Source organism: Tateyamaria sp. LSS28 (assembly GCF_059611725.1).
The window spans coordinates 100,602-126,674 of sequence record NZ_JCAPFI010000008.1; the positions used below are offsets into that span (position 1 = coordinate 100,602).

26 protein-coding genes, 1 tRNA gene and 1 pseudogene are annotated in these 26,073 nt (G+C 58.9%); 14 read left to right on the plus strand and 14 right to left on the minus strand.

The genetic code is table 11. From position 1 onward, the window contains the following. Positions 1-27 precede the first annotated feature (27 nt). A complete protein-coding gene (locus tag AC53L6_RS21415) occupies positions 28-1,347 on the minus strand; it encodes an ATP-binding protein (RefSeq protein ID WP_496909365.1) in 1,320 nt (439 codons plus the stop codon). Positions 1,348-1,390: 43 nt separating this feature from the next. Between AC53L6_RS21415 and AC53L6_RS21420 the strand changes: the two genes are divergently transcribed. Continuing rightward, positions 1,391-2,311, plus strand: a complete 921-nt coding sequence (locus AC53L6_RS21420; protein ID WP_496909308.1) for an MBL fold metallo-hydrolase — start codon at positions 1,391-1,393, stop codon at positions 2,309-2,311. A gap of 70 nt (positions 2,312-2,381) precedes the next feature. Next, positions 2,382-2,456 (plus strand) — tRNA-Asn (locus AC53L6_RS21425). Positions 2,457-2,596: 140 nt separating this feature from the next. Here AC53L6_RS21425 and AC53L6_RS21430 read toward each other — a convergent pair. From AC53L6_RS21430 to AC53L6_RS21455, 6 genes are all read right to left on the minus strand, one after another. Next, a complete protein-coding gene (locus tag AC53L6_RS21430; protein ID WP_496909309.1) occupies positions 2,597-2,719 on the minus strand; it encodes a hypothetical protein in 123 nt (40 codons plus the stop codon). A gap of 6 nt (positions 2,720-2,725) precedes the next feature. Further along, positions 2,726-2,992: a hypothetical protein gene (locus AC53L6_RS21435; protein WP_496909310.1), complete on the minus strand. Its 267-nt coding sequence runs from the start codon at positions 2,990-2,992 to the stop codon at positions 2,726-2,728. A 21-nt stretch (positions 2,993-3,013) separates the two neighbouring features. Beyond that, on the minus strand, positions 3,014-3,280 hold the full coding sequence (locus tag AC53L6_RS21440) for a hypothetical protein (protein WP_496909311.1): 267 nt from the start codon (positions 3,278-3,280) through the stop codon (positions 3,014-3,016). A gap of 155 nt (positions 3,281-3,435) precedes the next feature. After that, entirely contained in the window at positions 3,436-4,029 is a 594-nt protein-coding gene (locus AC53L6_RS21445) for a DUF6778 family protein (protein ID WP_496909312.1), read from the minus strand. 896 nt (positions 4,030-4,925) lie between these two features. Further along, positions 4,926-5,843, minus strand: a complete 918-nt coding sequence (locus AC53L6_RS21450) for an aminotransferase class IV (protein WP_496909313.1) — start codon at positions 5,841-5,843, stop codon at positions 4,926-4,928. 94 nt (positions 5,844-5,937) lie between these two features. After that, positions 5,938-6,297, minus strand: a complete 360-nt coding sequence (locus AC53L6_RS21455; protein ID WP_496909314.1) for a VOC family protein — start codon at positions 6,295-6,297, stop codon at positions 5,938-5,940. A gap of 224 nt (positions 6,298-6,521) precedes the next feature. Between AC53L6_RS21455 and AC53L6_RS21460 the strand changes: the two genes are divergently transcribed. The 3 genes from AC53L6_RS21460 to AC53L6_RS21470 all read left to right on the plus strand — a co-directional run bounded on the left by AC53L6_RS21460 (position 6,522) and on the right by AC53L6_RS21470 (position 8,513). Continuing rightward, the gene (locus AC53L6_RS21460; RefSeq protein ID WP_496909315.1) at positions 6,522-6,911 is read left to right on the plus strand and encodes a VOC family protein; all 390 of its coding nucleotides are present in this window, start codon (positions 6,522-6,524) and stop codon (positions 6,909-6,911) included. A gap of 124 nt (positions 6,912-7,035) precedes the next feature. Next, positions 7,036-7,953 (plus strand): aldose epimerase family protein, encoded by a 918-nt coding sequence (locus AC53L6_RS21465; RefSeq protein ID WP_496909316.1) that lies wholly within the window; start codon positions 7,036-7,038, stop codon positions 7,951-7,953. 230 nt (positions 7,954-8,183) lie between these two features. Further along, a complete protein-coding gene (locus tag AC53L6_RS21470; RefSeq protein ID WP_496909317.1) occupies positions 8,184-8,513 on the plus strand; it encodes a TfoX/Sxy family protein in 330 nt (109 codons plus the stop codon). A 342-nt stretch (positions 8,514-8,855) separates the two neighbouring features. Here AC53L6_RS21470 and ndk read toward each other — a convergent pair whose 3' ends face one another. Together ndk and AC53L6_RS21480 are read right to left on the minus strand one after the other, a co-directional pair. Then, positions 8,856-9,278: a nucleoside-diphosphate kinase gene (gene ndk / locus AC53L6_RS21475; protein ID WP_496909318.1), complete on the minus strand. Its 423-nt coding sequence runs from the start codon at positions 9,276-9,278 to the stop codon at positions 8,856-8,858. Between the two features lie 59 nt (positions 9,279-9,337). Beyond that, positions 9,338-10,531, minus strand: a complete 1,194-nt coding sequence (locus AC53L6_RS21480; protein WP_496909319.1) for a multidrug effflux MFS transporter — start codon at positions 10,529-10,531, stop codon at positions 9,338-9,340. A gap of 45 nt (positions 10,532-10,576) precedes the next feature. Here AC53L6_RS21480 and AC53L6_RS21485 point away from each other — a divergent pair, with 45 nt between their 5' ends. From AC53L6_RS21485 to AC53L6_RS21495, 3 genes and pseudogenes are all read left to right on the plus strand, one after another. Beyond that, positions 10,577-12,424, plus strand: coding sequence for an ABC-F family ATP-binding cassette domain-containing protein (locus AC53L6_RS21485; RefSeq protein WP_496909320.1), 1,848 nt, complete (start codon positions 10,577-10,579; stop codon positions 12,422-12,424). A gap of 99 nt (positions 12,425-12,523) precedes the next feature. Then, positions 12,524-13,147: pseudogene (locus AC53L6_RS21490) on the plus strand (MarC family protein). Positions 13,148-13,178: 31 nt separating this feature from the next. After that, entirely contained in the window at positions 13,179-13,760 is a 582-nt protein-coding gene (locus AC53L6_RS21495; RefSeq protein ID WP_496909321.1) for a retropepsin-like aspartic protease family protein, read from the plus strand. 38 nt (positions 13,761-13,798) lie between these two features. Here AC53L6_RS21495 and AC53L6_RS21500 read toward each other — a convergent pair whose 3' ends face one another. Both AC53L6_RS21500 and AC53L6_RS21505 read right to left on the minus strand, forming a co-directional pair. Further along, positions 13,799-14,254, minus strand: coding sequence for a DNA polymerase III subunit chi (locus AC53L6_RS21500; protein WP_496909322.1), 456 nt, complete (start codon positions 14,252-14,254; stop codon positions 13,799-13,801). Position 14,255: 1 nt separating this feature from the next. Then, positions 14,256-15,728 (minus strand): leucyl aminopeptidase, encoded by a 1,473-nt coding sequence (locus AC53L6_RS21505; RefSeq protein WP_496909323.1) that lies wholly within the window; start codon positions 15,726-15,728, stop codon positions 14,256-14,258. A 161-nt stretch (positions 15,729-15,889) separates the two neighbouring features. On the opposite strand from AC53L6_RS21505, the gene lptF reads away from it, so the two are divergent. From lptF to rsmA, 6 genes are read left to right on the plus strand one after another with little or no spacing between them, the layout of a single operon-like run. Further along, the gene (gene lptF / locus AC53L6_RS21510; RefSeq protein ID WP_299748878.1) at positions 15,890-17,017 is read left to right on the plus strand and encodes an LPS export ABC transporter permease LptF; all 1,128 of its coding nucleotides are present in this window, start codon (positions 15,890-15,892) and stop codon (positions 17,015-17,017) included. Next, on the plus strand, positions 17,014-18,111 hold the full coding sequence (gene lptG / locus AC53L6_RS21515) for an LPS export ABC transporter permease LptG (protein ID WP_496909324.1): 1,098 nt from the start codon (positions 17,014-17,016) through the stop codon (positions 18,109-18,111). Before lptF ends, lptG begins: the two co-directional genes overlap by 4 nt. A gap of 1 nt (position 18,112) precedes the next feature. Continuing rightward, the gene (locus AC53L6_RS21520) at positions 18,113-20,296 is read left to right on the plus strand and encodes an LPS-assembly protein LptD (RefSeq protein WP_496909325.1); all 2,184 of its coding nucleotides are present in this window, start codon (positions 18,113-18,115) and stop codon (positions 20,294-20,296) included. Continuing rightward, positions 20,293-21,522, plus strand: coding sequence for a peptidylprolyl isomerase (locus AC53L6_RS21525; protein ID WP_299605734.1), 1,230 nt, complete (start codon positions 20,293-20,295; stop codon positions 21,520-21,522). The genes AC53L6_RS21520 and AC53L6_RS21525 overlap by 4 nt, the downstream gene beginning before the upstream one ends. Next, positions 21,519-22,481 (plus strand): 4-hydroxythreonine-4-phosphate dehydrogenase PdxA, encoded by a 963-nt coding sequence (gene pdxA / locus AC53L6_RS21530; protein ID WP_496909326.1) that lies wholly within the window; start codon positions 21,519-21,521, stop codon positions 22,479-22,481. Before AC53L6_RS21525 ends, pdxA begins: the two co-directional genes overlap by 4 nt. Further along, complete coding sequence (rsmA, locus tag AC53L6_RS21535; RefSeq protein WP_496909327.1) at positions 22,478-23,320, plus strand: 16S rRNA (adenine(1518)-N(6)/adenine(1519)-N(6))-dimethyltransferase RsmA; 843 nt, start codon at positions 22,478-22,480, stop codon at positions 23,318-23,320. Before pdxA ends, rsmA begins: the two co-directional genes overlap by 4 nt. A 51-nt stretch (positions 23,321-23,371) precedes the next feature. On the opposite strand, the gene AC53L6_RS21540 is transcribed toward rsmA, so the two are convergent. From AC53L6_RS21540 to prfA, 3 genes are all read right to left on the minus strand, one after another. Then, positions 23,372-23,929, minus strand: coding sequence for a DUF4167 domain-containing protein (locus AC53L6_RS21540; RefSeq protein WP_299206926.1), 558 nt, complete (start codon positions 23,927-23,929; stop codon positions 23,372-23,374). Positions 23,930-24,132: 203 nt separating this feature from the next. Further along, positions 24,133-24,948 carry a peptide chain release factor N(5)-glutamine methyltransferase gene (prmC, locus tag AC53L6_RS21545; RefSeq protein WP_299207149.1) on the minus strand — a complete coding sequence of 272 codons (816 nt, stop codon included), beginning with the start codon at positions 24,946-24,948 and terminating at the stop codon, positions 24,133-24,135. 17 nt (positions 24,949-24,965) lie between these two features. After that, a complete protein-coding gene (gene prfA, locus AC53L6_RS21550) occupies positions 24,966-26,015 on the minus strand; it encodes a peptide chain release factor 1 (protein WP_496909328.1) in 1,050 nt (349 codons plus the stop codon). Positions 26,016-26,073 lie beyond the last annotated feature (58 nt).

Below are 26,073 nucleotides of genomic sequence, written 5' to 3' on the forward strand. Positions count from 1 at the left end.
GCGCGGCAAGCGTGCCGCTGCGGCACGTCACCGGGCGATGACGATATCGGCACGCAGACCACCGAGCCGCTCGCTTTCGCCGAGGCGCAGCACGCCACCATGGGCGCGCGCAATGTCGGTGGCGATGGCCAATCCCAGCCCGACACTACCGCCTTTGTCCTGATTTCGCGACGGATCAAGACGGGTGAAGGGGCGCTGCGCATCAGCGCGGCGGTCTTCTGGAATGCCCGGACCATCATCTTCGACCCGGAAGCGCAGCGACTTCTCGGTAAGTGCCACGCTGACCTCGGCGCGCCTGCCGTAGCGCACCGCGTTGCTGATCAAGTTACCAAGCGCCCGGCGCATCGCTATCGGGCGCAGCATGACCGTGCCCTGCCCATTCACCTCGTGCAACGTCACCGGTTGATCACCCCGCTGCGCATCTTCGACAAGTGTTTGGGCCAGTGCAATCGGATCTACCGCCTTTGGCTCGCTTTCCCCATCGCCCTTCGCGAAGTCAAGAAACGCGTCGATCATGTTCTGCATGTCGTCGACATCCGCTTCCAAAGCGTCGCGCGTGTCGTCATCGACCATCGAAAGGGCCAATCGCATCCGCGTCAGAGGCGTGCGCAGATCATGGCTAACGCCTGACAACATGAGTGTCCGTGTCTCCATCTGCCTTTCGATCCTGTTGCGCATGTCGACAAAAGCAGTCCCGGCTGCCCGCAACTCAGTGGCACCCGCCGGTACATAGGCCAGATGACGTCCCCGCCCAAAAGCTTCGGCAGCCCTTGCAAGCCTCCGGATCGGGCGCAGCTGATTGCGCAGATAGATAAACGACACAAAGGTCGTCAGGACCGAGAAGACGACCATGTAGACCAGCAATTGGTGCGGGTTTCGGGCCGAAACGCGGCGTCTGTCAAAGGTGATGGAAACCGGCCCGGTTCCACTTTCGACTGCAATCTGCACCAAACCGCTCCCGGACAGATCGAAGGAACGGATCGCTGGGATCGTCTCCCCCAGACGTCGGATCACAACACGCCCGGAAAAGTCATCCCAATCGCGTTGATTGGGCGCATCCAGTGCCTCCTCCGGAATACGCTGCACAATCATGGCCAGCGGACCGGTTGCATCTAGTACGGCCTGCGTCACATCGGCGTCAGGTGGCAGATCAGACAAAACGTTCAATACTAGGTTTATCTCGCGTTCGACCGTGTCAGCCATCTGAACCGTCACACCTTCGAAATGGCGCTGGGCGAAAAGGACAGACACGACAAGCTGCACGACCACAACCGGCAGAAGAAGGATCAGCGCGGCGCGCGCGTAGATGCCACGGGGCATATATTGTTTGAGCCAGGCAAAGGACATGGCGTAAACCCTATCGAGCCGCGATCCCGGACGAAAGACCACCATGCTGCCGCCAGACGATTTTGATCCACCCATAGGTATCTCCGAAGTACTGGAACCCGGACTGCGCCGCATCGTGGCACCAAATCCATCGCCGATGACCTATCGAGGCACCAATACATACCTCGTCGGCACAACCGCTTTGGCGGTGATCGACCCGGGCCCAGACAGCGCCGCGCACCTTGACGCGGTCATGGGAGCAATCGGTTCAGAACAATTTGTATCGCATATCATCGTGACACATGCACATCTGGATCATTCTCCTTTGGCTGCCCCCCTTTCCAAGGCCACAGGCGCACCCGTTCTCGCGTTTGGAACAGCAACGGATGGGCGAAGCAGCGTCATGCAAAGCCTAGTGGACAACGGGCTTGCGGGCGGAGGAGAGGGTGTCGATATATCCTTTGCGCCCGACACCCGACTACGCGACGGGGATGTGATCAACGGCCCGGATTGGCACCTTGATGTCATTCACACACCGGGGCATCTCGGCAATCATATCTGCCTTGGGTTTGGCGATGCTTGCCTGACGGCGGATCACGTCATGGGATGGGCCAGTTCACTGGTGTCTCCACCTGACGGCGATCTGACAGATTTCATGGCCTCCTGCGAAAAGCTGTGCAGGAGGCGCTGGCGCGTTTTCTATCCCGGGCATGGAGGCCCAGTGATCGACCCGACCGCACGGCTGGAATGGTTGATCGCGCATCGTCGCACCCGGGAAGCCGCCATTCTTGCGACGCTTGACAAAGGGCCCGCCACCGCAGTGCAGATCGCCCAACTTGTCTATGTGGATACGCCTAAGGCTCTCTTGCCTGCTGCCACGCGCAACGTATTAGCTCATCTGATCGACCTGATGGGTCGATCAGAGATCGAAGCCAGCGATCCATTGGCACATGACGCCCGTTTTGCACGCATTGGTGGAGTTTGATTTTTTTGTTCACGGGCCTGCAAAACCCTCTGGACGACCTGAATCGGCCTTGCTATACGGCGCAAACCGTTCCGGCGTAGCTCAGCGGTAGAGCAGTTGACTGTTAATCAATTGGTCGTAGGTTCGATCCCTACCGCCGGAGCCAATTCCCCCAACTAAAAGTGCATCGTCAGTACTGAAGCACCACATCCGTGGTCAATCAGATCGCATTGCTGATGCCTGTAACCGGTGTTGCAACGCCAGTGATAGCGGATAGCGCTTTCTGAAATTAGGTATACGGAGCCTCTAAGCATACAGAATGTCACCATCCCCGATGTTGAACCGTCCGCCAAAGAACAGGCCAGATGGTTGGGTCAGATCAAAGGCATAGATGGCTTGCTGCTGTCCGGTAAAGGCCGCGCCTGCCAACTGTTGCTACCACTCCGGGGGCTCTTCGCGCAGGACAAACACGCTGCTGGGATAGCCTGATTGCGGTGCCAAGCCGCCGACGAGGCCAAGTGCTTCAATCAGGTTGATCGTTGGTTTCGGAAACTCGACAAGGGCCTGCCCGCTCACCGTGCCGATCGCGGTAAAGGCACGTCGGTCCTGCCGGACCGTGATCTGATCCCCTGGGAGCAAAGCAACATCAAACCGTAGCTCTGCCAAAAGATCATCCAGCCAAAATGCTGCCGGTCGTCTCACCGCGTTGTACCAGAACCTCGGTCAGTTCGGATTCGACCGTAAGCCCACCTGCATCTCGGTCAGCGTGGTGGATCCACCAACCGTTTCAAACAGTCCATCATCGACGTTTTCTGAGATCGTCACGCTCAACAGATCACAGGAATAAATAAACTCCGCGTCAATGCGGCCATGGGCCAGACAGCTGTTCGGAAAGCAGCTTCGCGCGCTGAAGTCCTCTGACCCAGCAATACGTGCAACACGGGCGTCGACGGGAACAGCCAGCACTTCTGCATTCAACGCCTCTGCCAATGCAGGTATTTCACGTGCATTCGGTCCGAGACGCGGGAAGCCGCATGCGACAAGGGCGCAGCAAAGAAGCCCAAGTTAGAGAGTTTTCCGCACCATCCCGATACCGCCGAAACAAGTCTTGCGCACCTGTCGGTGCTGCCGAAAAAACGAGCCGCTCAAATACCAACGCGGGAAAAGGTCTGCCGAACATCCGGCCCTGTCCCGAGCCAACCTGCAATCACATTTGCAACATGGTTCACGATCCGAACGCGCTGGGTCTGCCCCGCCGCCTCTGCATCCAGAGCTTGCTGCCCGCTAAAGGCGACAAGATCTGCCGACACGTCCGGCTCCGCCGCCAGAACCGCACCGCTGCGCGCATCGACGACCTGAATGGCAAAGTTGATGTTGTGCACACCCGCAGCCGAAAGCTGCCTCCGCGTCCGATCCGTCACTGCGTGAAAGCGGGTCACCGTCACGCGCAGATCGACGGCACGCCCCCGATTCCGCAACCCCGCGGCTCCCTTTTCGATTGCCTCGCGCATAATGCGTTCGACCTGTGCGTAGCGGTCACCGGGCAGCTCACCGCGCCACACGATATCTGCCTCTGCAGAGAACGTATTGGCTTCGGTAACGGTCAGCGTCCGCGGTACGTCCACCGACACAGTATTCAGTCGCCAACCTTTCGATTGTTCTGCGCTGGGATTCTGATCGTAGTTCGTTTCCCAAACCTGCGTGCAAGCCGAAAGCGCGAAGGCTGCGAAAACCCCCAAACTGATCTTCCGAAAAGCACGAACTCTTCTCGTCAAACTCACCGTCAAAGCCTTGTACACCTTGAAACCTCAAGCTCTTAGAAACGCAACTCCACACATTCAAAAATCCCGAACACCAGCATCAACGCGGCTTCGTTTAACGCAAGAGGGGAAAGGCCAAGAGCACGTACACCAGTACACCCTCGAAACTTCTCATGCCCCCCAATACGCAGCACTTGGCAGCATGTTCGGCACGGAGTATCTTTTTAAGGTAACGTGTGCTGTCGCGATGTAACAAGCCAGTCGTTTTCAACCAGAACAATTCCGCCGACACGAAATCAAGCGGGACTTCTCCGTCATCAAACGGATCAACGTCGGCTGGCAATCAGTGCCTTGTGCTCCGCACACCAGCTCAAGGGAATCGAGCCTACCAACCCCCACAACCACCGGCCTGGAACACCATGGTCTGCGCACCAAAGGAGCCTGTCAAAAACGCTTCGTCCGTCGCACATGCGTTCAAAAGGGAATAGTTCCACTCAAAGGCCGGAATGCACGCCGCATGACACAGGCAGCAAGGATCAAGGCAAGGCCAACGTTGCCGGTGGCGCAGATCTGCTTGTTTACCGGCGCACGCAACACGGTACAGGCGTTACGAGCCAGCCAAACAGCCAATCCGATATTTCAATACCCGGAAGCACCGCAGCCCGCTTTGGCGTGCGGCAAAGTCCTGGCCTCGACCACACAAACAGTGTCGGCGCTTTGTATGCCTCGGGCCTCAACGGTGAACCCACTGCGGAATACTTTGGTCACCCCAGCGAACACCCGCACATCCACGACACGCCATAAGGTGTCATTTTCATGGATGCACCGATTGAATACGATGCTTTCTAGCAGTTGACCCATCGCACGGATGGTCGTCAGCGTTCAGCCTTAATCAACCGTTTGTAGGCCGCGCGTAGGCGCAGGAACACAGGGCCGGCCCTGCCGCCGCCAATGACGCGACCGTCAATCTCGAACACGGGCGTTTGCGCACCGAAGGTTCCTGTCAGAAACACCTCGTCCGCCGCATAGGTGTCAACCAGCGAATAGTTGCGCTCGAAGACGGGGATGCCCTCGGTCCGGCACAGATCAATGACCTTCTGCCGGGTGATCCCGTTCATGCAGTAATCCCCGGTCGACGTCCAAACCTCGCCCTTCTTCACGATAAAGAAGTTGCAGGCATTGGTGGTGTTCACAAAGCCAAACGGGTCAAGCATCAACGCCTCGTCCGCTCCGGCCCGTACGGCATGATTCAGGGCGATGATACAGTTGAGTTTGGAATGAGAGTTGAGTTTCGAATCCTGCGTCAGCGGCAGCCCCCGGTGATGCGGCACGGTATGGAGGCGAATGCCACGCTCGACCACGCTCTCATCGGGCTTTGAATGCTCGGCAATGATGACGATGGTCGCCCCCCACAGGCTCAGATGCGGGTGCTGGAACGGCTTGGCCTTGCGGCCCCGCGTCACCATCAGGCGGATATGGACATCCGTCTCCATCCCGTTGGCCGCAAGCGTATCCCAAACGGCCTGCTTCAGCGCTGCACGGCCCAGCCCAATCTCGATCTCGGTATAGGCCGACGCCTCGAACAGCCGATCCAGGTGATCATCAAAGAACGGGATATGCCCATCATACAGGCGTAACCCTTCCCAAATCCCGTCGCCCAACATGAAGCCACTGTCATAGACGGACACGACAGCCTCCGCCCGCGGGACAATGCGCCCATCCACATAGATCAGGATGTGATCGTTGCGATCATCCGCCGCCGCATCGTGGGTCGAGATTGGTGTGTCTGTCATGGATGGCCCCCTTGCAGAACCTCATGCCACCGCAATGCGCAACAGGGCAAGAGTGCACGACAGCAAAGCCTGCTATATGGGGATACGCTCGCGCCTACAGACGCTCCATCAACTCGATCCGATTGCCAAAGGGATCAAAGACATAGGTGCGTGCAAACCCCTCCAATGGCTGGTCGTCAACACAGGCAACACCCGCCGCGTCGCACCGCCCCCGCATCTCGGACAGATCATCAACCACAAAGGCAGGATGCGCCTTTGTGGCCAGACTAAAGTCCTGCATCACACCAAGGTGCACCTTGACACCACCACGCTGGAACCAGCAGCCGCCGCGTTTCGCAAGACTCTCGGGCTTCGAAACTTCGAAGAGCCCCAGAACGCCGGCATAGAAGGCGCGCGCCGCATCTTCCTCGCCTTGCGGCATGGCCAGTTGCACATGGTCGATGGTTTTCAGCATGCCGCCTCCCGGATGGGATTGTCGCTCCAAGCTGCCATTGCGCACAGGAAAACGAAAGTAAGCACCCCATCGCACAGCGGACGTTTGCCGGAACATGGCGCATGCACATTTGCGTCACTCGGTGCACCTTGCCATTCTGTCTGCAAGTGCGGCGCCAAGGCGACGCGCTTCATCCGCCAAGAGCCAGACAATACAAAACGGGGAACCTCAAAATGATTGGCTACGTGACACTTGGAACCGATGATCTGGACGAAGCCAGGGCATTTTATGCGCCACTCTTTGAACACATGGGGCTTCCGCTCTGCTTTGAGGACCCGCAGGTGGTATCATGGGGTGACAAGGATGACGAAACAGTGCCCCGGTTCTTTGTCTGCTATCCATTTGACGACAACCCCGCCAGCACGGGTAATGGAACCATGACAGCCTTCCGGGTCAAAACCGCGTCCGAGGTCGACGCGCTGTACGAGACTGCCATGCGTGGTGGCGGCTCTGACGAAGGCAAACCGGGCTTCCGCCCAGAAAGTTACGGAGATAAATTCTATGTGGCCTATGTGCGCGATCTGGACGGAAACAAGCTCGCCTTTGCGTGCTATGATGGCAAAGTAAATCCATAGAATTCAGAGGGATAGACGCACCTCACTCGGCGCCACGGTCACGCAGAAAAACACGTCCGTCGGTATCCCGCCTAGCCCGTATTGCCTGTTTGCACCTGACTGTTCCCTTTGACATTGTGCAGGCATGAGCACCACATACTCCATCCGTTCCAACCGTCTGATTGCCACCTTCGATCCCGACGGGGCGCGCATGCGCAGCCTGTGTTTGGACAATGGGCCAAACCTTGTTCTGGACGTAGATGATACAACGTCCCAAGAGCTGCGCGATGCCTATGGCGGCACCATCGTGGGACCAGTTGCAAACCGGGTTTGCGGGGGACAGGTATCCATCGGCGAAACGACGCATCAGATGCCATGCAACGAAAACGGGACCACCGCGCTTCACAGCGGACCGGATGGGCTGGACCGGGCCATCTGGACGGTCGCCGCGCAGGACCGCACCGCACTGCAACTGACCCATCACCTGCCAGACGGTCACGGCGGGCTGCCGGGAAATCGCGATATCGAAGTCTGGTTCGAGGTGGCCGACAACACGCTGACATTCCGGGTCACGATGACAACGGATACCCCGACACCTGCTTCGATCGCGCACCACCCCTATTGGCGCGTCACGCCCGAACATACGCTCCGCATCCACGCCACGCACTACCTGCCCACGGATCATGCCAACCTGCCAACAGGCGTTGTCGCGCCTGTCGCAGACACACCATTTGACCACCGGACCGCGCGGCCCATCGACCCGGGCACAGATCATAATTTCTGCGTTGCCAAACAGGCGAAGGCTCAGCCAGCCCCCATGGCAACACTGACAACACCCTCGTATGTTCTTGAGATTGCCAGCACCGAACCGGGGTTGCAGGTCTATTCTGGAGCTTTCCTTCCCACGATCCCTGAAGCAGACATTGCAACACTGACAGGCGTTGCGCTGGAACCTCAGGGGTGGCCGGATGCGGTCAACCATCCCGACTTTCCAAACGTGATCTGCACGCCCGATCACCCGTATTCACAAGTAACGCAATACACGCTGCAACACGCCACATAATCGCCACATTTGAACCATCCCGGCGGCACAATTCCATGCTGGGCTGTGATCACCGCGCGCACGAACGCGGAGTGTTCAAATATATGAGGTGTCAAAATGTCGAGCAAAGAGCGTCCCAAGCCCCCGAAACAGGGCTCCAAGAAAGACGGCAAACCAGCGCCCTACTTCACAGACTACGCCAGTATCTGATCCCGGGTGACAGCCCCTCGCGCTGCAGCTAACGTGCGACCATGAGCGATCCCGTTTCTTCAATTCGCAACCTTGGGCCAGCCATGGATGCCGCCTGTGCCAAGGCTGGCATACCGGATGCAGACACATTGCGTACGCTTGGTGCGGATGACGCCTATGCCCGCCTGCTGCAATCCGGCGTGCGCCCACATTTCATCGGCTACTACGTTCTGGTCATGGGCCTGCAGGGCCGCCCCTGGAACGATTGCAAAGGCGAAGAAAAGAAAAAGCTGCGCAAACGGTTCGATTCAATCAAGGCACAAGCATTCGACAAAGGGCTCAGCGACTTCGAGCGCAAATTGAACGAAATCGGCGTAATCGCCAAAGCCTGAGCCTTCGGACTTCGTCTCAGCGCACGGCACAGTGACGCGATCTTAACGCAAACACCCAACACTTCCGGCTGCGCAACATGTTGTGACGGTGACTGTCATATCCCCAACTCCGGTGTACGGGGGGTGCACAGGGGGTGTACGGATGGTGCCCCCGTGATGTCACCGATCAGATATGATCTTTATCTATATTTTTCAGACCAGTAAAGGCATGCTTTGAACTTGATTTTGGTAAAACGAATTCCCGTTGCCCGTCCGCTCCATTAACCATTGATTAACTACAAAAAAACCGGCGCACCCAGAGGGCACGCCGGCATGTCTCATCCGCACTGGATGTGCGGTGGATTAACCCACCAGCTCCAGCCCCGAGAAGAAGTACGCGATCTCAACCGCAGCGGTCTCAGGGGCGTCCGAACCGTGGACAGAATTTTCGCCAACGCTTTCGGCAAAATCGGCACGGACGGTGCCGGGGGCTGCGTCAGCAGGGTTGGTCGCGCCCATCACTTCACGGTTCTTGGCAATGGCGCCTTCGCCTTCCAGGACCTGCGCCACGATCGGAGCGGACGCCATGAATTCGCACAGCTCGTCATAGAAGGGACGCTCGGCGTGCACCTTGTAGAACTCGCCCGCCTGCGCCTTGGTCAGGTGGATGCGCTTTTGCGCAACGACACGCAGGCCAGCTTCTTCGAACTTGGCGTTGATTGCGCCTGTCAGATTGCGGCGGGTTGCATCAGGTTTGATGATGGAAAAGGTGCGCTCGAGGGCCATGGGTGTCTCCTGTCAGCCGCAGCCGGGACCGTCCCGGCGCGAAAATCTGGGCCCCCGTATCATGGGGTTTTGTGCTTGGAAACCCCTGTCTCGCCCGGCTCCCAAGCAGCGGCGGCGACCGCCATTGTCAACGCCAGGGCAAGCGCCGAAAGCATCAACAAGAGCAGGCCCTCGGGCGTCGCGCCATCGCCCAACACGGCTGTGGTCAACCAACTCAGCACCGCGCCAAGCCCCAGCGCGACCGCTCCGCTGAACCCCGATGCGCTACCCGCAAGGTCGGGTCGAACGGACAACGCACCGGCATTCGCATTGGCCAGCGACAACCCGTTGCCGATCCCGACCACAATAGTGCTCAGGAACAGCGGCACCACCAAAACGCCCCCGTTCATGTAGTAGATGATCGCCACCCCCAGCGCCAAAATCGGCAACGTCCGCCCGATCAAGATCAGGCGCATTGGTCCAACCCGCTCAACCAATCGCGCCGACAAACCGGCGCCGAACATAAAGCCAGCAGTTGTCGATCCGAGCGCGATACCGATCTGCGCAGGCTCCAGACCAAACACATCTGCCGCAACAAAAGGTGCCCCCGTCAAAAACATGTAGAACGCGCCGACCCCCAGCGCCTGCACCCCGACATAGGCCCAGAACAACCGTTCACGCAGCAACGCGCCCACCCGCATACTGCGCCCCGGGCCGGGCGCGTGCGTCTCTCCCAGATCGCGAAGGCACCACAGCAGCAACACGGTTCCAAGCAGCGCATAGGTCACAAAGACCGAACGCCAGCCAAATGCAGTTTCCAACAGCCCACCCACCATCGGGGCAAGCATCGGCGCAATCGCCATGGCCGAGGCAATCAACGATAACTTCGCTGCTGCCAAACGCCCCTCGTACATGTCACGCACCACGGCAGAGGCCAGAATGCCGCCACCCACCGCCACGGCCTGACCGGTCCGCGCAATCAGAAAAAGCGTGATGTTCTCGGTCAAAAGACACAGCACGGACGCCACAGCATAAAGGACCAGAAGCCCAAGAATGACAGGCCGCCGCCCCAACCTGTCCGACAGCGGGCCCAGCAGCAGTTGCAGCACCGCCGCCGCCAGCATGTAAAGCGAGATTGACCGCCCCATAACCGCCTCGGACACGCCAAATGCCTCCCGCATGGCAGGCAAGGCGGGCAGGAACATGTTCAACGTCAGCACGCTCAGCGCCGTCAGCAAAACAAGGGTTGCAAGGTGTGGCTGGGTTCGGGTCATCCGCAGGGGCTAGCACGCCCCTGCCCCCTCTGCTAGAGCGCGGCCATGCTGCGAATATCAGACATCACCTACGCCATTGCAGGACGCCCATTGTTCGAGGGTGCCAGCGCCGTAATCCCCGAAGGACACAAGGTTGGCCTCGTGGGCCGTAACGGCACGGGCAAGACCACGCTCTTTCGCCTGATCCGGGGGGAGCTGGCCTTGGAGTCCGGCGATATCGCCCTGCCCTCCGGCGCGCGCATCGGCGGCGTGGCGCAGGAGGTTCCCGCCTCGGACACATCCCTGATCGACACGGTTCTGGCGGCGGATACAGAGCGCGCAGCCCTGTTGGCCGAAGACACCGATGACGCCACACGCATTGCCGAAATCCAGACGCGCCTGGCCGATATCGACGCTTGGTCAGCCGAGGCGCGCGCCGCCACGATCCTCAAGGGTCTTGGTTTTGACGATGACGAACAGCTCAAGCCCTGCGCAGATTTCTCCGGGGGCTGGCGCATGCGCGTGGCACTGGCTGCGGTGCTCTTTGCACAGCCCGACCTGCTGCTTCTCGATGAACCAACGAACTACCTCGACCTCGAAGGGGCGCTGTGGCTGGAATCCTACCTTGCCAAATACCCGCACACAGTCGTCATCATCAGCCACGACCGTGGCCTTCTGAACCGGGCCGTGGGCGCGATCCTGCACCTCGAGGACCGCAAGCTGACCTACTACCAGGGCCCCTACGACCAGTTCGCGCGGCAACGGGCCGAAAAGCTGGCCAATGCCGCCGCGATGGCCAAGAAACAGGAAGCCCGCCGCGCCCACCTGCAATCCTATGTGGACCGCTTCCGCTACAAGGCCGACAAGGCCCGGCAAGCGCAATCGCGGCTCAAGGCATTGTCCAAGATGCAACCCATCACAACCCCGCAAGAAGCGGGTCTGAAGCGGTTCGACTTCCCCAACCCCGAGGAACTGTCGCCGCCCATTATCCACCTCGATGGCTCCAGCACCGGCTATGGCAACACCACCGTTCTGTCCAAGCTAAACCTGCGCATCGATCAGGACGACCGCATCGCGCTGCTGGGCAAGAATGGTCAGGGCAAATCCACCTTGTCCAAGCTGCTCAGCGATCGCCTGCCGTCCATGTCTGGCAAGATGACCAAATCGTCCAAGCTGCGGATCGGGTACTTTGCGCAGCACCAGGTGGACGAATTGCACGTGGATGAAACCCCGCTTGATCACCTGCGCCGGGAACGTCCCTCGGAATCCCCGGCGAAATGGCGCGCACGGCTGTCAGGTTTCGGACTGATGGCAGAACAGGCCGACACCTTGGTCGGTCGGCTGTCTGGCGGGCAAAAGGCACGCTTGTCTCTGCTGTTGGCAACGCTCGATGCGCCTCACATGCTGATCCTCGACGAACCAACCAACCACCTAGACATCGAAAGCCGCGAAGCCTTGGTGGAAGCCCTGACGAACTACACGGGTGCCGTCATCCTGGTCAGCCACGACATGCACCTGCTCGAACTCGTCGCGGACAGGCTGTGGCTGGTGTCTAACGGTACGGTCAAACCGTTTGAGGACGACCTCGAAGCGTACCGCAAGCTGCTGCTTAGCGATGGCAAACCTGCAAAAGGGGCCAAGGCCGAACCACCGAAAGCCAAAAAGCCCAGCCGCGAAGTTGTCGTCGCGCTGCGCTCCGAACTGCGCAAATCCGAGGCGCGCGTGGAAAAGTTGAACCAGATGCGGAACAAGCTCGCCAACAAACTTGCCGATCCGGACCTTTATGAAGACGCCAAGATCAGAGAGATGGAGGTCTGGCAAAAGAAGTATGCCGAGGTCATGGACGCGCTCGATCGCGCCGAAGCCCTATGGATGCAAGATCTGGAGAAGTTGGAAACCGCGGAAAAAGCCTGACTCTTTCTTCTGACCGAAAATACCACGGGGAGTGTGAGGGGCGGCGCCCCTCATCCCAGAAGGATCAAACGCGCCGAAGGCGCGCAATGTGAAAACACGATGATAGACACCGCTTTCCTTATCACCGCCTTCGTGACCATGTTTGTGGTGATCGATCCCATCGGCCTTGCCCCGCTTTTCGTGGCCCTGACCTAAGGCGTGCCCGAACGCCAGCGCCGCGCGATAGCGGTGCGAGCCTGCGGCATCGGCATGATCATCCTGATTGTCTTCGCCCTGTTTGGCGAGGCAGTGCTGGGCTTTGTCGGCATCTCGATGCCGGCGTTCCGGGTCGCAGGTGGTGTTCTGTTGTTTCTCACCGCACTCGACATGCTGTTCGAACGGCGGACCAAGCGCCGCGAAGATCAAGCTGACGACGAAGATCATGACGACCCTTCGGTCTTCCCCCTTGCAATCCCCCTGATCGCCGGTCCCGGTGCCATTGCATCGGTCATCCTTCTGACAGGTCAGAAACCGGGGGTTGAGGGATTGGCACTCGTCTTGGCGATCACCGCACTCGTACTGGGCGTTTGTCTTGTGCTCTTTCTTGCGTCAGGCATACTGGAACGCGCGCTGGGAAAGACAGGGATCACGGTTGTGACTCGCCTTCTCGGCATGTTGCTGGCCGCGCTTTCGGTTCAATTCGTGCTGGATGGTCTCAGTAATTTCGGCCTGATGCCGGGCTAACAAACCCCAACACTTGGCTTATATGTGACCCATGAGCGGCGATAACATTGCACAACTGGTCTATCTTGGAACCTTCGCGTTGGTGTTGGGGGGCGGGTTTCTTCTGACCTCGAAACTCAAGCTTGGGCAAACGATGCAGATGGCAGCGATCTGGGCTCTGATCTTTATCGGCGCTGTCGCGGTTGTAGGGTTGTGGGGCGACATCCAGGACGATTTGCTCGTCAATCAGACCCGGTTTGATGACAGCGGCACCATCACCATCCCGCGCAGCTTTGACGGGCATTACTACCTGACCCTCGACATCAACGGTCAGTCCACCGATTTCATCATCGATACCGGCGCGACAGATATCGTGCTGAACCGTGCAGATGCGGCTGCCGCCGGACTAGACCCGGCAAACCTGAACTTCCTTGGTCGCGCCGCCACGGCCAATGGTGAGGTGCGCACAGCACCTGTACGCCTTGATACGGTGGCCATCGGTCCGCATGAGGACACCAACGTACCTGCTGTCGTCAATGACGGTGCGCTTGATCAATCGTTGCTCGGAATGGGATATCTGCAGCGCTGGGGTCGCATCGAAATCGCGGGCGGAGAAATGACGCTCAGCCGCTAGGCCGCCCCGATGCTTTTGTCAAAAAAAACCGGCCATGTTCAGGTCTCTGCCTTCTTCTCCCACCGACCACTTTCTTCTGACCAGTATTGCGCGGATGCACCTGCACCCTTCAACGCCTTCCACTGGGACCGGGCCACGTCCAGCGCAGCAGGATCATTCCCGTCGAACAGGACGCAGACCCGATCCAGTTGGGCCACCTCATCGGCAGTCACCTCTGCTCCATCGATACTCATCACGCAGGTGGCCCCATTGGCCGCTGGTCCGGTGGTCAGCAAAACCGGCTGATCGGCATCATGCGGGCCACCGGCCATTCCATGCGGCAGAAAACCTTCATCTGCTCCCAGCCACAGCTTTTCATCCAGCCACCCCAACCGAGCAACATCAGGCCCACGCACGGCTACACGCCAACCCGCTTGCAAGGATTTTCCCAGAAGCATGGTCAGCGTGTCCTCAAGCGGTCGCCGAGTCAGGTGATAGAAATAGGCGGCCCCCATATCACTCCGTCTCGTAACCATCGGCCACAAGGCGGCTCAATGCCATCACCCCCCAGCCGGTCGCACCGGCGGGTGCAAAAGCGGTCGCTGACTTGACGGATGCCACGCCCGCAATGTCCAGATGAATCCAAGGCGTTTCGGGTTTGACAAAGCGTTGCAGGAATTGCGCCGCCGTGACGGAGCCTGCAGGCCGACCACCGATATTTTTCATATCCGCAATCCGCGACTTGAGCAGATCGTCATAAGCTTTGCCCAACGGCATGCGCCATGCGCCCTCCTGCTCTTTGTCTGCTGCCTTCAGGAAAGAATTGCAGAGGTCATCATTGTTGGAAAAAACGCCTGCGTTCTCGTGCCCCAAACCAATGATGATCGCCCCGGTAAGCGTCGCCAGATCGATCATGCCTGCAGGTTCAAAGCGCTCTTGCGCGTACCACATCACATCGCACAGTACCAAGCGCCCCTCGGCATCGGTATTGATGATCTCAACGGTGTCCCCCTTCATCGAGGTCACGACGTCTCCGGGCCGGGTCGCATTGCCGGAAGGCATGTTTTCAACCAACCCGACCAGTCCGACCACATTGGCCTTGGCCTTGCGCTTGGCGAGTGCGCGCATGGTGCCTGCGACGACACCGGCACCACCCATATCCATGGTCATGTCTTCCATGCCCGCTGCGGGTTTCAGGCTGATACCGCCGGTATCAAACACAACACCTTTGCCGACCAGCGCTAACGGTGCGGCGTCCTTGGCCCCACCGTTCCACTGCATGACCACTACCTTGGATGGACTGTCTGACCCCTGCCCCACGGACAAAAGCGTGCGCATACCCAGTCGCTCCAGATCGGCCTCTTCCAGCACCTCGACCTCGAGCCCGAGGTCCTTCATATCGGCCAGGCGATTTGCAAATTCGGTCGTGGTCAGCACATTGGCTGGTTCATTTACCAGATCGCGCGTCATGAAGGTGCCATCCGCAATTGCCATTAGCGGACCTGCCGCTGCTTCGGTGTCTTCCGGTTTTGAGCACATGACCAACACACCGGTGTCCTTGACCTCTGCATCGGTCTTGTGGGCTGAGAAGTCGTAATCACGCATCACCAGTCCAAATACGATCTCGGCGACGCGCCGCGCACCATCGGCAGCCAGCAGCGCAGCCTTGCCACCGCGCAATTTCCCGAGGGCCGCACCAGCCTTGCGTGCATCTTCCACGGAATGGTTGCGCGCCAAGCAGATCACGTCGAGCGATTCTGCTGCCAGGCCAACGGGCCAATCAAAGGTCGTAACCTGCCCCGCTTTGACCTTCTCAAACGCAGCACTGTCGACAAACCGTTGAATTGCCCCCTTGGTTAGGCGGTTCACGCGACGCGCGCTTTGCTCCAACTTGCCTTCGGGTGTGACAATAACGGCCACCCGCCCTTCGTGCCCGGCAAGAGCATCCAAATCTGTGGCGGTGAAGGTGACGGGGGTCAGGTCAGTCATCATATGCTCCGGTGGTTTGTTTCAGACAGAGGTAACCCGGCGCTGCCGGACTGACCAGCACAATGGACAGTTTAGGAGTTTTCCCCGTCGATCCGTTGAGTTAGGTTCGCGGCACACGCTGCCGCGTCTAACTGTAACAAAAAGACACAACCGGGGGGCCCTTGGTCAAGTTCGACCGCTATATGTTGTCACAGCTTCTGTGGCTCTTTGGCTTTTTCGCCCTTGTGCTGGTGGCCGTATTCTGGATCAACCAGGCCGTGCAATTGTTTGATCGCTTGATCGGTGATGGACAAACAGCGCTGGTTTTTCTGGAATTTTCGGCCCTTGGCCTGCCGCGCCTGATCACCACGGTTCTGCCGATCGCAACCTTTGCAGCGGCCGTTTACGTTACCAATCGCATGAACAATGAGAGTGAACTGACGGTGATGCAGTCCACCGGATCATCCCCATGGAGGCTTGCGCGACCGGTAGCCGTTTTCGGCTTGATTTCGGCGTTGATGATGTCCGTTCTTAGCCACATGCTTGTCCCGGCCGCCAGTCAGCAACTGTCGGAACGTGAGGCAGAAATATCAAGGAATGTAACGTCGCGGCTGTTGACTGAGGGCGCGTTCCTAAACCCGACTCGCGGCGTTACCTTTTACACCCGTGCCATTGGCGAAGACGGCGTTCTGCAGGACGTGTTCCTCGCAGATCGACGCGCTCCGAATGAGCGCGTGATCTACACAGCAGCCGAGGCATATCTCATACGCAATGGCGACGGCACATCGCTGATTATGGTGGACGGGCTTGCTCAGCGTCTTGCAACGTCTGACAATCGGCTCTCAACCGCGAAATTCCAAGATTTTTCCTTCGATATTTCGCCGCTGATGAGCACCGATGAACAAGTCGCACTGTCACTTCAATTCTTGCGCACTGATGCATTGCTGACCAACTGGGATCTGTTGGCGACTTCTCTTGGAACGACAACTGGTTCGATCGCCGAAGAATTGCATAGCCGCTTCGCCCGTGCCGCATTTTGTTTTGTCACGGCTATGATCGGCTTCGCGACGCTTCTTGTTGGTGGGTATTCGCGTTTTGGCGTCTGGCGCGAGATCGTCATCGCCTTTCTCTTGCTGATCGCACTCGACGGAATGCGCAGCACGTTGTCTGGCCCAGTGCTTGCAGATGCGCGTATGTGGCCGATCCTCTATACGCCTTCAGTCATAGGGCTGGCGCTGATCACGGGGCTGCTTTGGGTTTCGTCGAGCGGTGGCCTTAAGCTGCGTAGATTGCGGGAACGCTTTACATGATCCTGCACCTTTACTTCGCGCGGCGTTTTACTCTGGCTCTGCTCACGATCGCCGCAGTTTTGACCGCTCTTGTTGTTCTCGTTGATCTCATCGATCAGACCCGTGAGTTCGCGGATTTCGATGTTGGGTTTGGTCAAAGGGTCGGCCTGACCATGCTCAACGTGCCGAAGACGCTCAATCAGATCCTGCCTCTGATCATGATACTCGGTACGATCGCCCTTTTTGTTTCTCTCGCCAGGTCATCCGAATTGGTGGTGACACGTGCGGCAGGACGGTCCGCGATACGCGCACTTATTGGCCCGGTGGCGGTTTCTATCGTTATTGGAGTTCTGGCCACCACAACACTCGGTCCTATCGTTGCGGCCACGTCCAAGCAGTACGCAACCCTCGCTGAAACCTATCGTTCAGGTGGTGTATCTGCAGTATCCATTTCAGAAGAAGGCCTTTGGCTCCGGCAAGGTGGAGAAACGGGCCAAACCGTTATCCGTGCGGCGCGATCAAATGCAGATGCGTCGGTACTTTATGACGTTACATTCGTTGCCTACGCACCGAATGGCGGACCCGTCCGTCGAATCGAAGCAGGCAGCGCGGCACTGCGGGACGGTGCGTGGTCGCTGCGCAATGCAAAAGCCTGGCCTCTGGCCACCGGGATCAATCCAGAGGCAAACGCAGTCGAGCAGGATGTCCTCGAGATTCCTTCAACCCTAACGCTCGACGGCATACGCGAACGTCTTGGCACACCGGCGGGTGTGTCAATTTGGGATATGCCCGAGTTCATCATGCAGCTGGAACAGGCAGGATTTTCTGCACGCAAGCATGTGGTCTGGATGCAATCCGAACTCGCACGCCCAATCTTCCTCATGGGCATGGTTCTTGTTGCCGCAGCGTTCACGATGCGCCATACCCGCTTTGGGGGGACCGGCACGGCTGTGCTGGCTGCAGTGTTGCTGGGGTTTGGTTTGTACTTCATCCGGAGCTTTGCACAGATACTGGGCGAAAATGGCCAGATACCAGTGCTTTTGGCGGCATGGGCACCACCTGTGGCCTCCATTCTTCTGGCACTGGGCCTTCTGTTACAGGCCGAGGACGGGTGACGTGCAGGTGACTATCAAACACATTGTCACCGCCGTAATTCTTCTGCTGGGAGCGGCCGGATACGCCAACGCACAGGCACAACCTGAGACGCCGACAGATCGACCAGCCCCTGCTGTCCTTGTTGCAGATGATATTGAAGTCACTCGTGATCGACGACTGATCGCCCGGGGCAATGTTGAGGCATTCCAAGGCACCACACGGTTGAGCGCGCAGTCCATCGAATACAACGGAGACACCGGGGCACTGACCATCACCGGGCCTATCGTAATCGATGATGGCGCGGGCATCGTCATACTGGCCAGCCAGGCAGAACTGAGCGAAGACCTTCAGAACGGCCTGCTGACGGGCGCAAGGCTTGTGCTGAATGATCAGGTGCAATTGGCATCGGTGCAAATGAACCGCGTTGGCGGGCGGTACATCCAGCTCTACAAGACGGCCGTCACGTCCTGCCGTATATGCGAAAATGACACACGCCCACCCCTTTGGCAGATCAGGGCCAAGCGTGTTGTGCATGACCGAGAAGCGCGCCAGCTTTACTTTGACGGGGCGCAAATCCGGGTACGGAACACGCCAATCATCTACTTGCCGCGTCTTCGCCTTCCGGACCCGACACTTGATCGGGCATCCGGTTTCCTATTTCCCGAGATACGGTCAAATTCGCGTTTGGGTAACGGGCTCGCAGTTCCCTATTTCATCAAGATTGGCGACCATAGAGACCTGACCCTGATTCCGTACCTGACAGGCAAGACACGGACACTCGAATTCCGGTATCGTCAGGCATTCGAACGCGGTCGTATCATCGTACAAGGCGCATATTCTGACGATGACCTGCAACCCGATGACAAACGCGGATACCTGTTCGCCGCGGGCGAATTTGCGTTGAATCGCGGCTTCGTGCTCGAATTCGATCTCGAATCCGTGTCTGACGATGCGTACCTCAATGACTATGGTTTTTTTGGCAAAGACCGCCTCGACAGCACGATCCAGGTAGCCCGCACGCGCAGGGACGAATTTATCCAACTCTCTTACGTGAACTTCAAGTCGCTCCGGGATGATGAAGATGATGACCTGTTGCCATCGGATGTTGTTGATGTGCTCTATGAAAGGCGCTTTCACCCAAGCCTGATCGGGGGTGAGATTCGCTTGTCAGCGGAAGCGCATGGGCACGAGCGCCCTTCAAACGTGAACTTCGATGCCAACGGGGATGGCATCGTGGATGGGCGTGATGTCTTGCGTTTCAATTTCGAAGCAGAGTGGTTGCGCACGTACCAACTGGGTGGGTTACAAGTACAAACCGATCTGGGTATCGCTGGTGACATTATCCGGGTGAGCGATGACATAACCTTCGACGAAGATAATGGGTTGGCACCAAAGGTTGGTGTGACTTTGCGCTATCCGCTCGTGCGCCGTGGAAACAACGGGGTAAGGCAATTCTTTGAGCCGCTGGTTCAGTTGTCATGGGTCGGCGGCGATGGTCTGAACGTCCCGAATGAGGAAAGCACGCGCGTCGAGTTTGACGAAGGCAACCTGCTGTCGCTCAGCCGCTTTCCGGCACCGGACAGACGGGAACGGGGCTGGGCTGTCGCCTATGGCGGCACTTGGGCGCGGCTTGATCCGAACGGATGGTCCGCGACCATCACGGCGGCCCAGGTGCTGCGGGAAGAGGCACAAGCCGATTTCAATGACACCTCCGGGCTTTCCGGCACCGCCTCCGATTTCCTGCTGGCCGGGAAACTGGAATTCGAAGGTGGTTTTGCCATGTCGGGTCGCACATTGTTTAACGAGAGCTTTGATGTGGCCAAGGCCGAAGTGCGGGGTGATTGGAGCAACACTCGTGTGGATGTTGGTGGCAGCTATGTCTGGATCTCGGAAGATACGGACATCGATTTACCTTCCCCCATTGGTGAGGTCACATTTGACGGGTCGTACAAGATTGACCGCTTCTGGACGGCAAGTGCGAACTGGCGTTACGATCTTGAGGAAGGTCGCGCCGCGACTGCAGGGGCCGGAATTGCCTATTCAAATGAATGCGTACGCGTGGGGTTGTCAATCAATCGCAGCTTCGCGGACTCGACAACTCTTGAGCCCTCGACCAGTCTGGGGTTAACAGTGTCCTTGCGCGGGTTTTCGGTCAACACCGGGGACCGGGTGGAAACACGATCATGCGGAAAGCGGGCGAAATGAGCGGTAAGAGAATTCGGCAATCGGTGATTGCGGCATGTGCCTTGGCACTTTGCACAGTTCAGGTATCTGCACAGAACCTATTTGCCCCTGTGGCGGAGGTGGACCAGCGCGTCATCTCGGAATTTGAAGTGCAACAGCGGCAGCGCTTTCTAAGGATATTGGGCGCCAGTGGTAGCAGCCGGACGGAAGTCATCGAAGAACTGATCCGGGACCGCCTCCGCGAGACTGAAACGCGTCAGGCTGGCATCGTTTTGTCCTCGGAAGAGCTGGCACAGGGGCTAAGCGACTTCGCAGCACGCGCTGAGCTTTCGACCGAGGAATTTGTTCAAGGTCTCGCCAGCGAAGGCATCGCGGAAGAAACATTCCGCGACTTCGTGAACGTGTCTCTGGTGTGGCGCGACTACATCCGCGCCCGCTACGGCAACCGGGTACAGATCGATGACCGTGAAATTGATCGCGCTGTTGCCAGTGCGCGCGGCAATTCCGGCATTGAGGTTCTGGTGTCCGAGATCATCATTCCCGCCCCGCCAGCAGAGGCAGAGCGGGTACTGGAACAAGCGGAAATCATTGCGCAAACCACGTCGGAAGCCGAGTTTTCCAACTTTGCGCGCCGCGTCTCCGCAACGGCTTCGCGCGGTGCCGGGGGCCGTTTGCCCTGGACCCCAATCAGTGATTTGCCACCTGTGTTACGTCCCCTGCTCTTGGCGCTTGGCCCGGGCCAGGTCACGGCTCCGCTTCAGATTCCTAACGCGGTGGCGCTTTTCCAACTGCGTGACATCCGTGAAACTGAAGCGCCTCAACAAACGTTTTCGTCCATTGAATACGCGGCATATTACATCAATGGCGGTCGCACGCCGGAAGGTTTGTCACGGGCCCGTGCCATTTCCGCCAGTGTGGATCGCTGCGATGACCTATATGGCATAGCGCAGGGCCAGCCTGAGAATGTGCTGGATCGCGGCAGCCTGCCGCCCGAAGAGATCCCGGATGACATCGCGATCGAGCTGTCAAAACTCGATCCGGGCGAAGTTTCGACTGCATTGACCCGCGCCGGGGGCAATACATTGGTGTTCCTGATGCTCTGTGGCCGCACACCGGCGTTGGAGGAAGATCAGGAAATTGACCGTAATGCGATCGCCAACCAGTTGCGAAATCAGCGTCTGAACGCGTTTGCTGAAACGCTGCTGGCAGACCTGCGTGCGGAAGCCGACATACGCATCCTCGAATGACCACGGCTCCGGTCGCCATCTGCTGTGGCGAACCCGCGGGTATTGGCCCGGAAATTGCGGCCAAAGCGTGGGCCGCTCTGCAACATGACGTACCCATGATTTGGATCGGTGATCCCCGTCACCTACCCGGCGACACACAGTGGACCGAAGTTACGGAATGCGCTGACGCTGTAGGTACTAAGGCGCTTCCTGTCTTGCGTCACGATTTCCCCACCAGCGCGACACCGGGTCACCCAAATCTGGAAAACGCGCAGGGTGTCATCGACGTGATCGCACGGGGGGTCGATCTGGTAACAAGCGGCGAGGCATCTGCGTTGTGCACGGCCCCCATCCACAAGAAAGCTCTAATGGACGGCGCATGTTTCGCATACCCGGGCCACACCGAGTACTTGGCCGCTCTGACACAAGCACCACGCCCCGTGATGATGTTGGCATCAGACGCGTTGCGCGTTGTCCCGACAACGATCCACATCGCCCTTGAAGATGTGCGCACAACTCTGACGCCAGACCTGTTGCGCGAGACAATCATGATCACCGCACAATCACTCCGGGATCAATTTCACATCCTTGAGCCGCGCATAGCAGTCGCTGGTCTAAACCCCCACGCAGGCGAAGGCGGGGCCATGGGTACTCAGGAAGTGGAGTGGATCACGGCACTGGTTGCCGATATGGCAGCGGATGGTATCAATGTCACCGGCCCATGGCCTGCCGATACAATGTTTCATGCCGCAGCGCGTCGCCGCTATGACGCTGCCGTGTGCATGTACCATGATCAGGCCCTGATCCCAATCAAGACATTGGACTTTGATCGCGGCGTCAACGTAACGCTGGGCCTGCCCATCATCCGGACCTCGCCAGACCACGGCACCGCCTTTGACATTGCAGGACGCGATATGGCCAATCCCACCAGCATGATCGAAGCAATCAAGCTGGCGTATCAAATGGCAAGTGGCACATGAGTGCCATTGATGATCTGCCGCCCTTGCGCGATGTGATCGCGACCCATGGGCTGAGCGCGCGCAAGTCGCTTGGGCAGAATTTTCTTCTGGACCTGAACCTGACAGCCAAGATCGCGCGGCAAGCCGGAGACTTGAGCGGGTCTGACGTACTCGAGATCGGCCCCGGCCCCGGCGGTCTGACCCGCGGCCTGTTGTCCGAAGGCGCGCGCAAGGTTCTTGCCATTGAAAAGGACGCGCGCTGCCTGCCCGCCCTCGCCGAAATCGCTGACCGCTATCCCGGTCAGTTGCAGGTCATCGAAGGTGACGCGCTGGATATCGATCCGCTTGAACATCTGACGCCACCGATCAGGGTGGCTGCCAACCTGCCCTATAACGTCGGCACCGAACTTTTGGTTCGCTGGCTCACGCCCCCTACCTGGCCACCCTTCTGGCAGTCTTTGACGCTAATGTTCCAGCGCGAAGTAGCGGAGCGTATCGTCGCGCAGCCCGGATCGAAGGCATATGGCCGCTTGGCCGTCCTGGCGCAGTGGCGGTCTGATGCCCGGATCGTCCTGTCGCTGCCACCGGAGGCATTTACGCCACCCCCCAAAGTATCCAGCGCAGTTGTCCACCTGACTGCCCTGCCTGCGCCAAGGTTCGACGCGGACGCCGCTGTCCTGAGCCGCGTCGTCGCCGCCGCCTTTAACCAAAGACGCAAGATGCTGCGCGCTGCTTTGAAGGGCACGGCGCCCGACATCGAAGATCGGTTGCTTGCCGCGGGCATCAAGCCAACGGATCGGGCGGAACAAGTGCCACTTGAAGGTTTCTGCGCCCTTGCACGTGAAGTGGCCAAGGGCTGAAACGAAAAAGGCACGCCGCCGGCGCGCCTCGTTTCAAATCGGAAGCAAAGCTTACTCTGCCGCTTCAGGCGCTGGCCCATCCGCATCGGGTTGCGGCGCCTCAGGCTGCTCGGCAACCGGTTCGGCCTTGGGCTTGCGCGAGCGGCTGCGCGTTGATTTCGGCTTGGGCTTGGGTTGGCTTTCCGGTGTTTCGACCAACCCGGTTTCTCCCGCAGGTTCGACAATGTCGGGCTGCGGGGCCTGCGCAGGATCGGCACTCGCTTCCTGCTCTTGCCGAGAGGAGCGCTCACGATCACGCTCTGCCTGACGCTCGCGGTTCTGGCGCTCCTGCTCTTCACGGCGCGCCTCAATCTCGCGTTGGGCTTCGGCCAGCATCCGCAGATAGTGCTCTGCATGCTGCTGAAAGTTCTCAGTCGCGACGCGGTCACCAGACAGCTGTGCGTCGCGCGCCAACTGGTTGTACTTGTCAATGATCTGTTGCGGCGTACCGCGGACCTTGCCCTCCGGGCCGGAACTGTCGAACACGCGGTTGACGACGTTGCCGCCACCCCCACCGGAATTGCGGTTGCGGTTGTTCTTGGACCGGGACCGTGATCTCGAAGACTTCATGGATATATATGGCTCTCTGGCATAACTCTTTGTGATCGCCCGTGCCGCATCATCTTGGTTGCGTGTCACAGTCTCTTGGCGATCTTGTGGATGGGACGCTGTTGCAAGGCAGAAGCCGGTGCATCTGCGTCTGATAAATGAATAAGCACGGACATGGCCCGCCGACAAGGGTTAAAGCCAAATTTTCGCTATTTTTGATCGTTTCATGCTGGATTCCGCGCAAGAATGACACGGTCGCGTCCATCCAAGTCTGGCAACACGTCCACAGTACCCCACCCGCTCCGTTCAAAAATGGTGCGCACTTCAGCGCCCTGTTGCCAACCAATCTCGCACAGAACACGGCCATTGGCCGTCAGATAGCTACCTGCTTGGTCTGCAATCGTTCGATAGGCCGACAGCCCGTCGCCCTCATCGGTGAGTGCCATGCGCGGTTCGTGCTCGCGCAACTCGGGCGACACCTCCTCCATCTCGAAAGCAGAAAGATAAGGAGGATTCGCCACAATTAGGTCAAAACGACCATCGACGGGATCGAACCAATCCCCCTGCTTGATCTGGGCACGTGACGCGACCTCGTGTAGCGCAACATTCGCAGACGCCTGCAAACATGCCGCTTCAGACAGATCGACGCCCACCCCAATGGCATTCTCGCGTTCCGCCAGCAACGTCACCAGCAAACAGCCTGACCCAGTGCCAAGATCCAAAACACGTTCGAAGTCTTCGCTCAATGCCGCTTCGACCAGCGTTTCGGTTTCAGGCCGAGGGTCCAACACATCGGCACTGATCTTGAAACGGCGGCCATAGAATTCGCGCTCACCTATCAGGTGGCTGACAGGCACCCGCACTGCGCGCAAGGCAATCAGATGGTCATAGCGGTCCGCTATGTCAGGCGCGATGTCCTCTGGGGCAATGAGTGTGATGCGGGCGGCATCGACTTGCGCCGCATGCGCCAGCAGCACACGCGCATCCCGCGCAGGGTCCGGCACACCCGCTGCGCGCAGCCGCGCCGTGGCGGCCACCATGGCTTCGGCGGCGGTGGTCACGTGCCCATCTCGGCCATCAGACGGGCCTGTGCGTCCGCGGTAAGTGCGTCAATCACCTCGTCCAGATCACCCTGCATCACCTGGTCCAGCTTGTAGAGCGTCAGGTTGATCCGGTGATCGGTCATGCGCCCTTGCGGAAAGTTGTAGGTGCGAATGCGCTCGGACCGGTCGCCAGACCCCACCTGCGCGGCGCGGTCAGCGGATCGTTCACTGTCAACGCGGGACCGCTCCAGATCATAGAGCCGCGCCCGCAAAACCTGCATGGCCTTGTCGCGATTGCGGTGCTGCGATTTCTCGGAACTGGTCACGACAATACCTGTGGGCAGGTGCGTGATGCGCACGGCACTGTCGGTTGTGTTCACGTGTTGCCCGCCCGCCCCGGAGGATCGCATGGTGTCGATTCGAATGTCTTGCGATGCAATTTCGATATCGACGTCCTCAGCCTCTGGCAGAACCGCAACGGTCGCAGCCGAAGTATGGATGCGCCCTCCGCTTTCGGTCGTTGGCACCCGCTGCACCCGGTGCACCCCGCTTTCATACTTCATTCGGGCAAAGACATTGTCGCCGGTGATGTGGGCCACAACCTCTTTGATGCCGCCAAGTTCGGTGGCCTGCTCTTCGACAATGTCGATCTTCCAGCCCCGCGCCTCGGCATAGCGCTGGTACATGCGCAAGAGGTCTCCCGCAAAAAGCGCGGCCTCGTCTCCTCCGGTGCCCGGACGGATTTCCAGCATGGCAGGCCGCGCGTCCGCTGCATCCTTTGGGAGCAGGGCAAGTTGCAAAGCGGCCTCCGCATCCGGCAACGCCGCCTTGAGTCGCGGCAGCTCTTCTTCGGCCAGTTCAGCCATGTCCGGGTCGGACAGCATCAGCTCGGCCTCTTCCATGTCCGTCACGATCTGCTGATAGGCTTCGATCCGATCAACAACAGGTTTGAGGTCAGAGTATTCCTTGGCCAATGCGGCGATGTCGCCTGACCCATCGGCCATGGCGGCTTCAAGATACTGAAAGCGCTGGGTGATCTGGATAAGGCGGTCTTGGGGGATCATAACGTCGGTTTGATCCAAGGCAGGGTATTGGTCAAGGGGCCGGGTGTGCTATATTGCG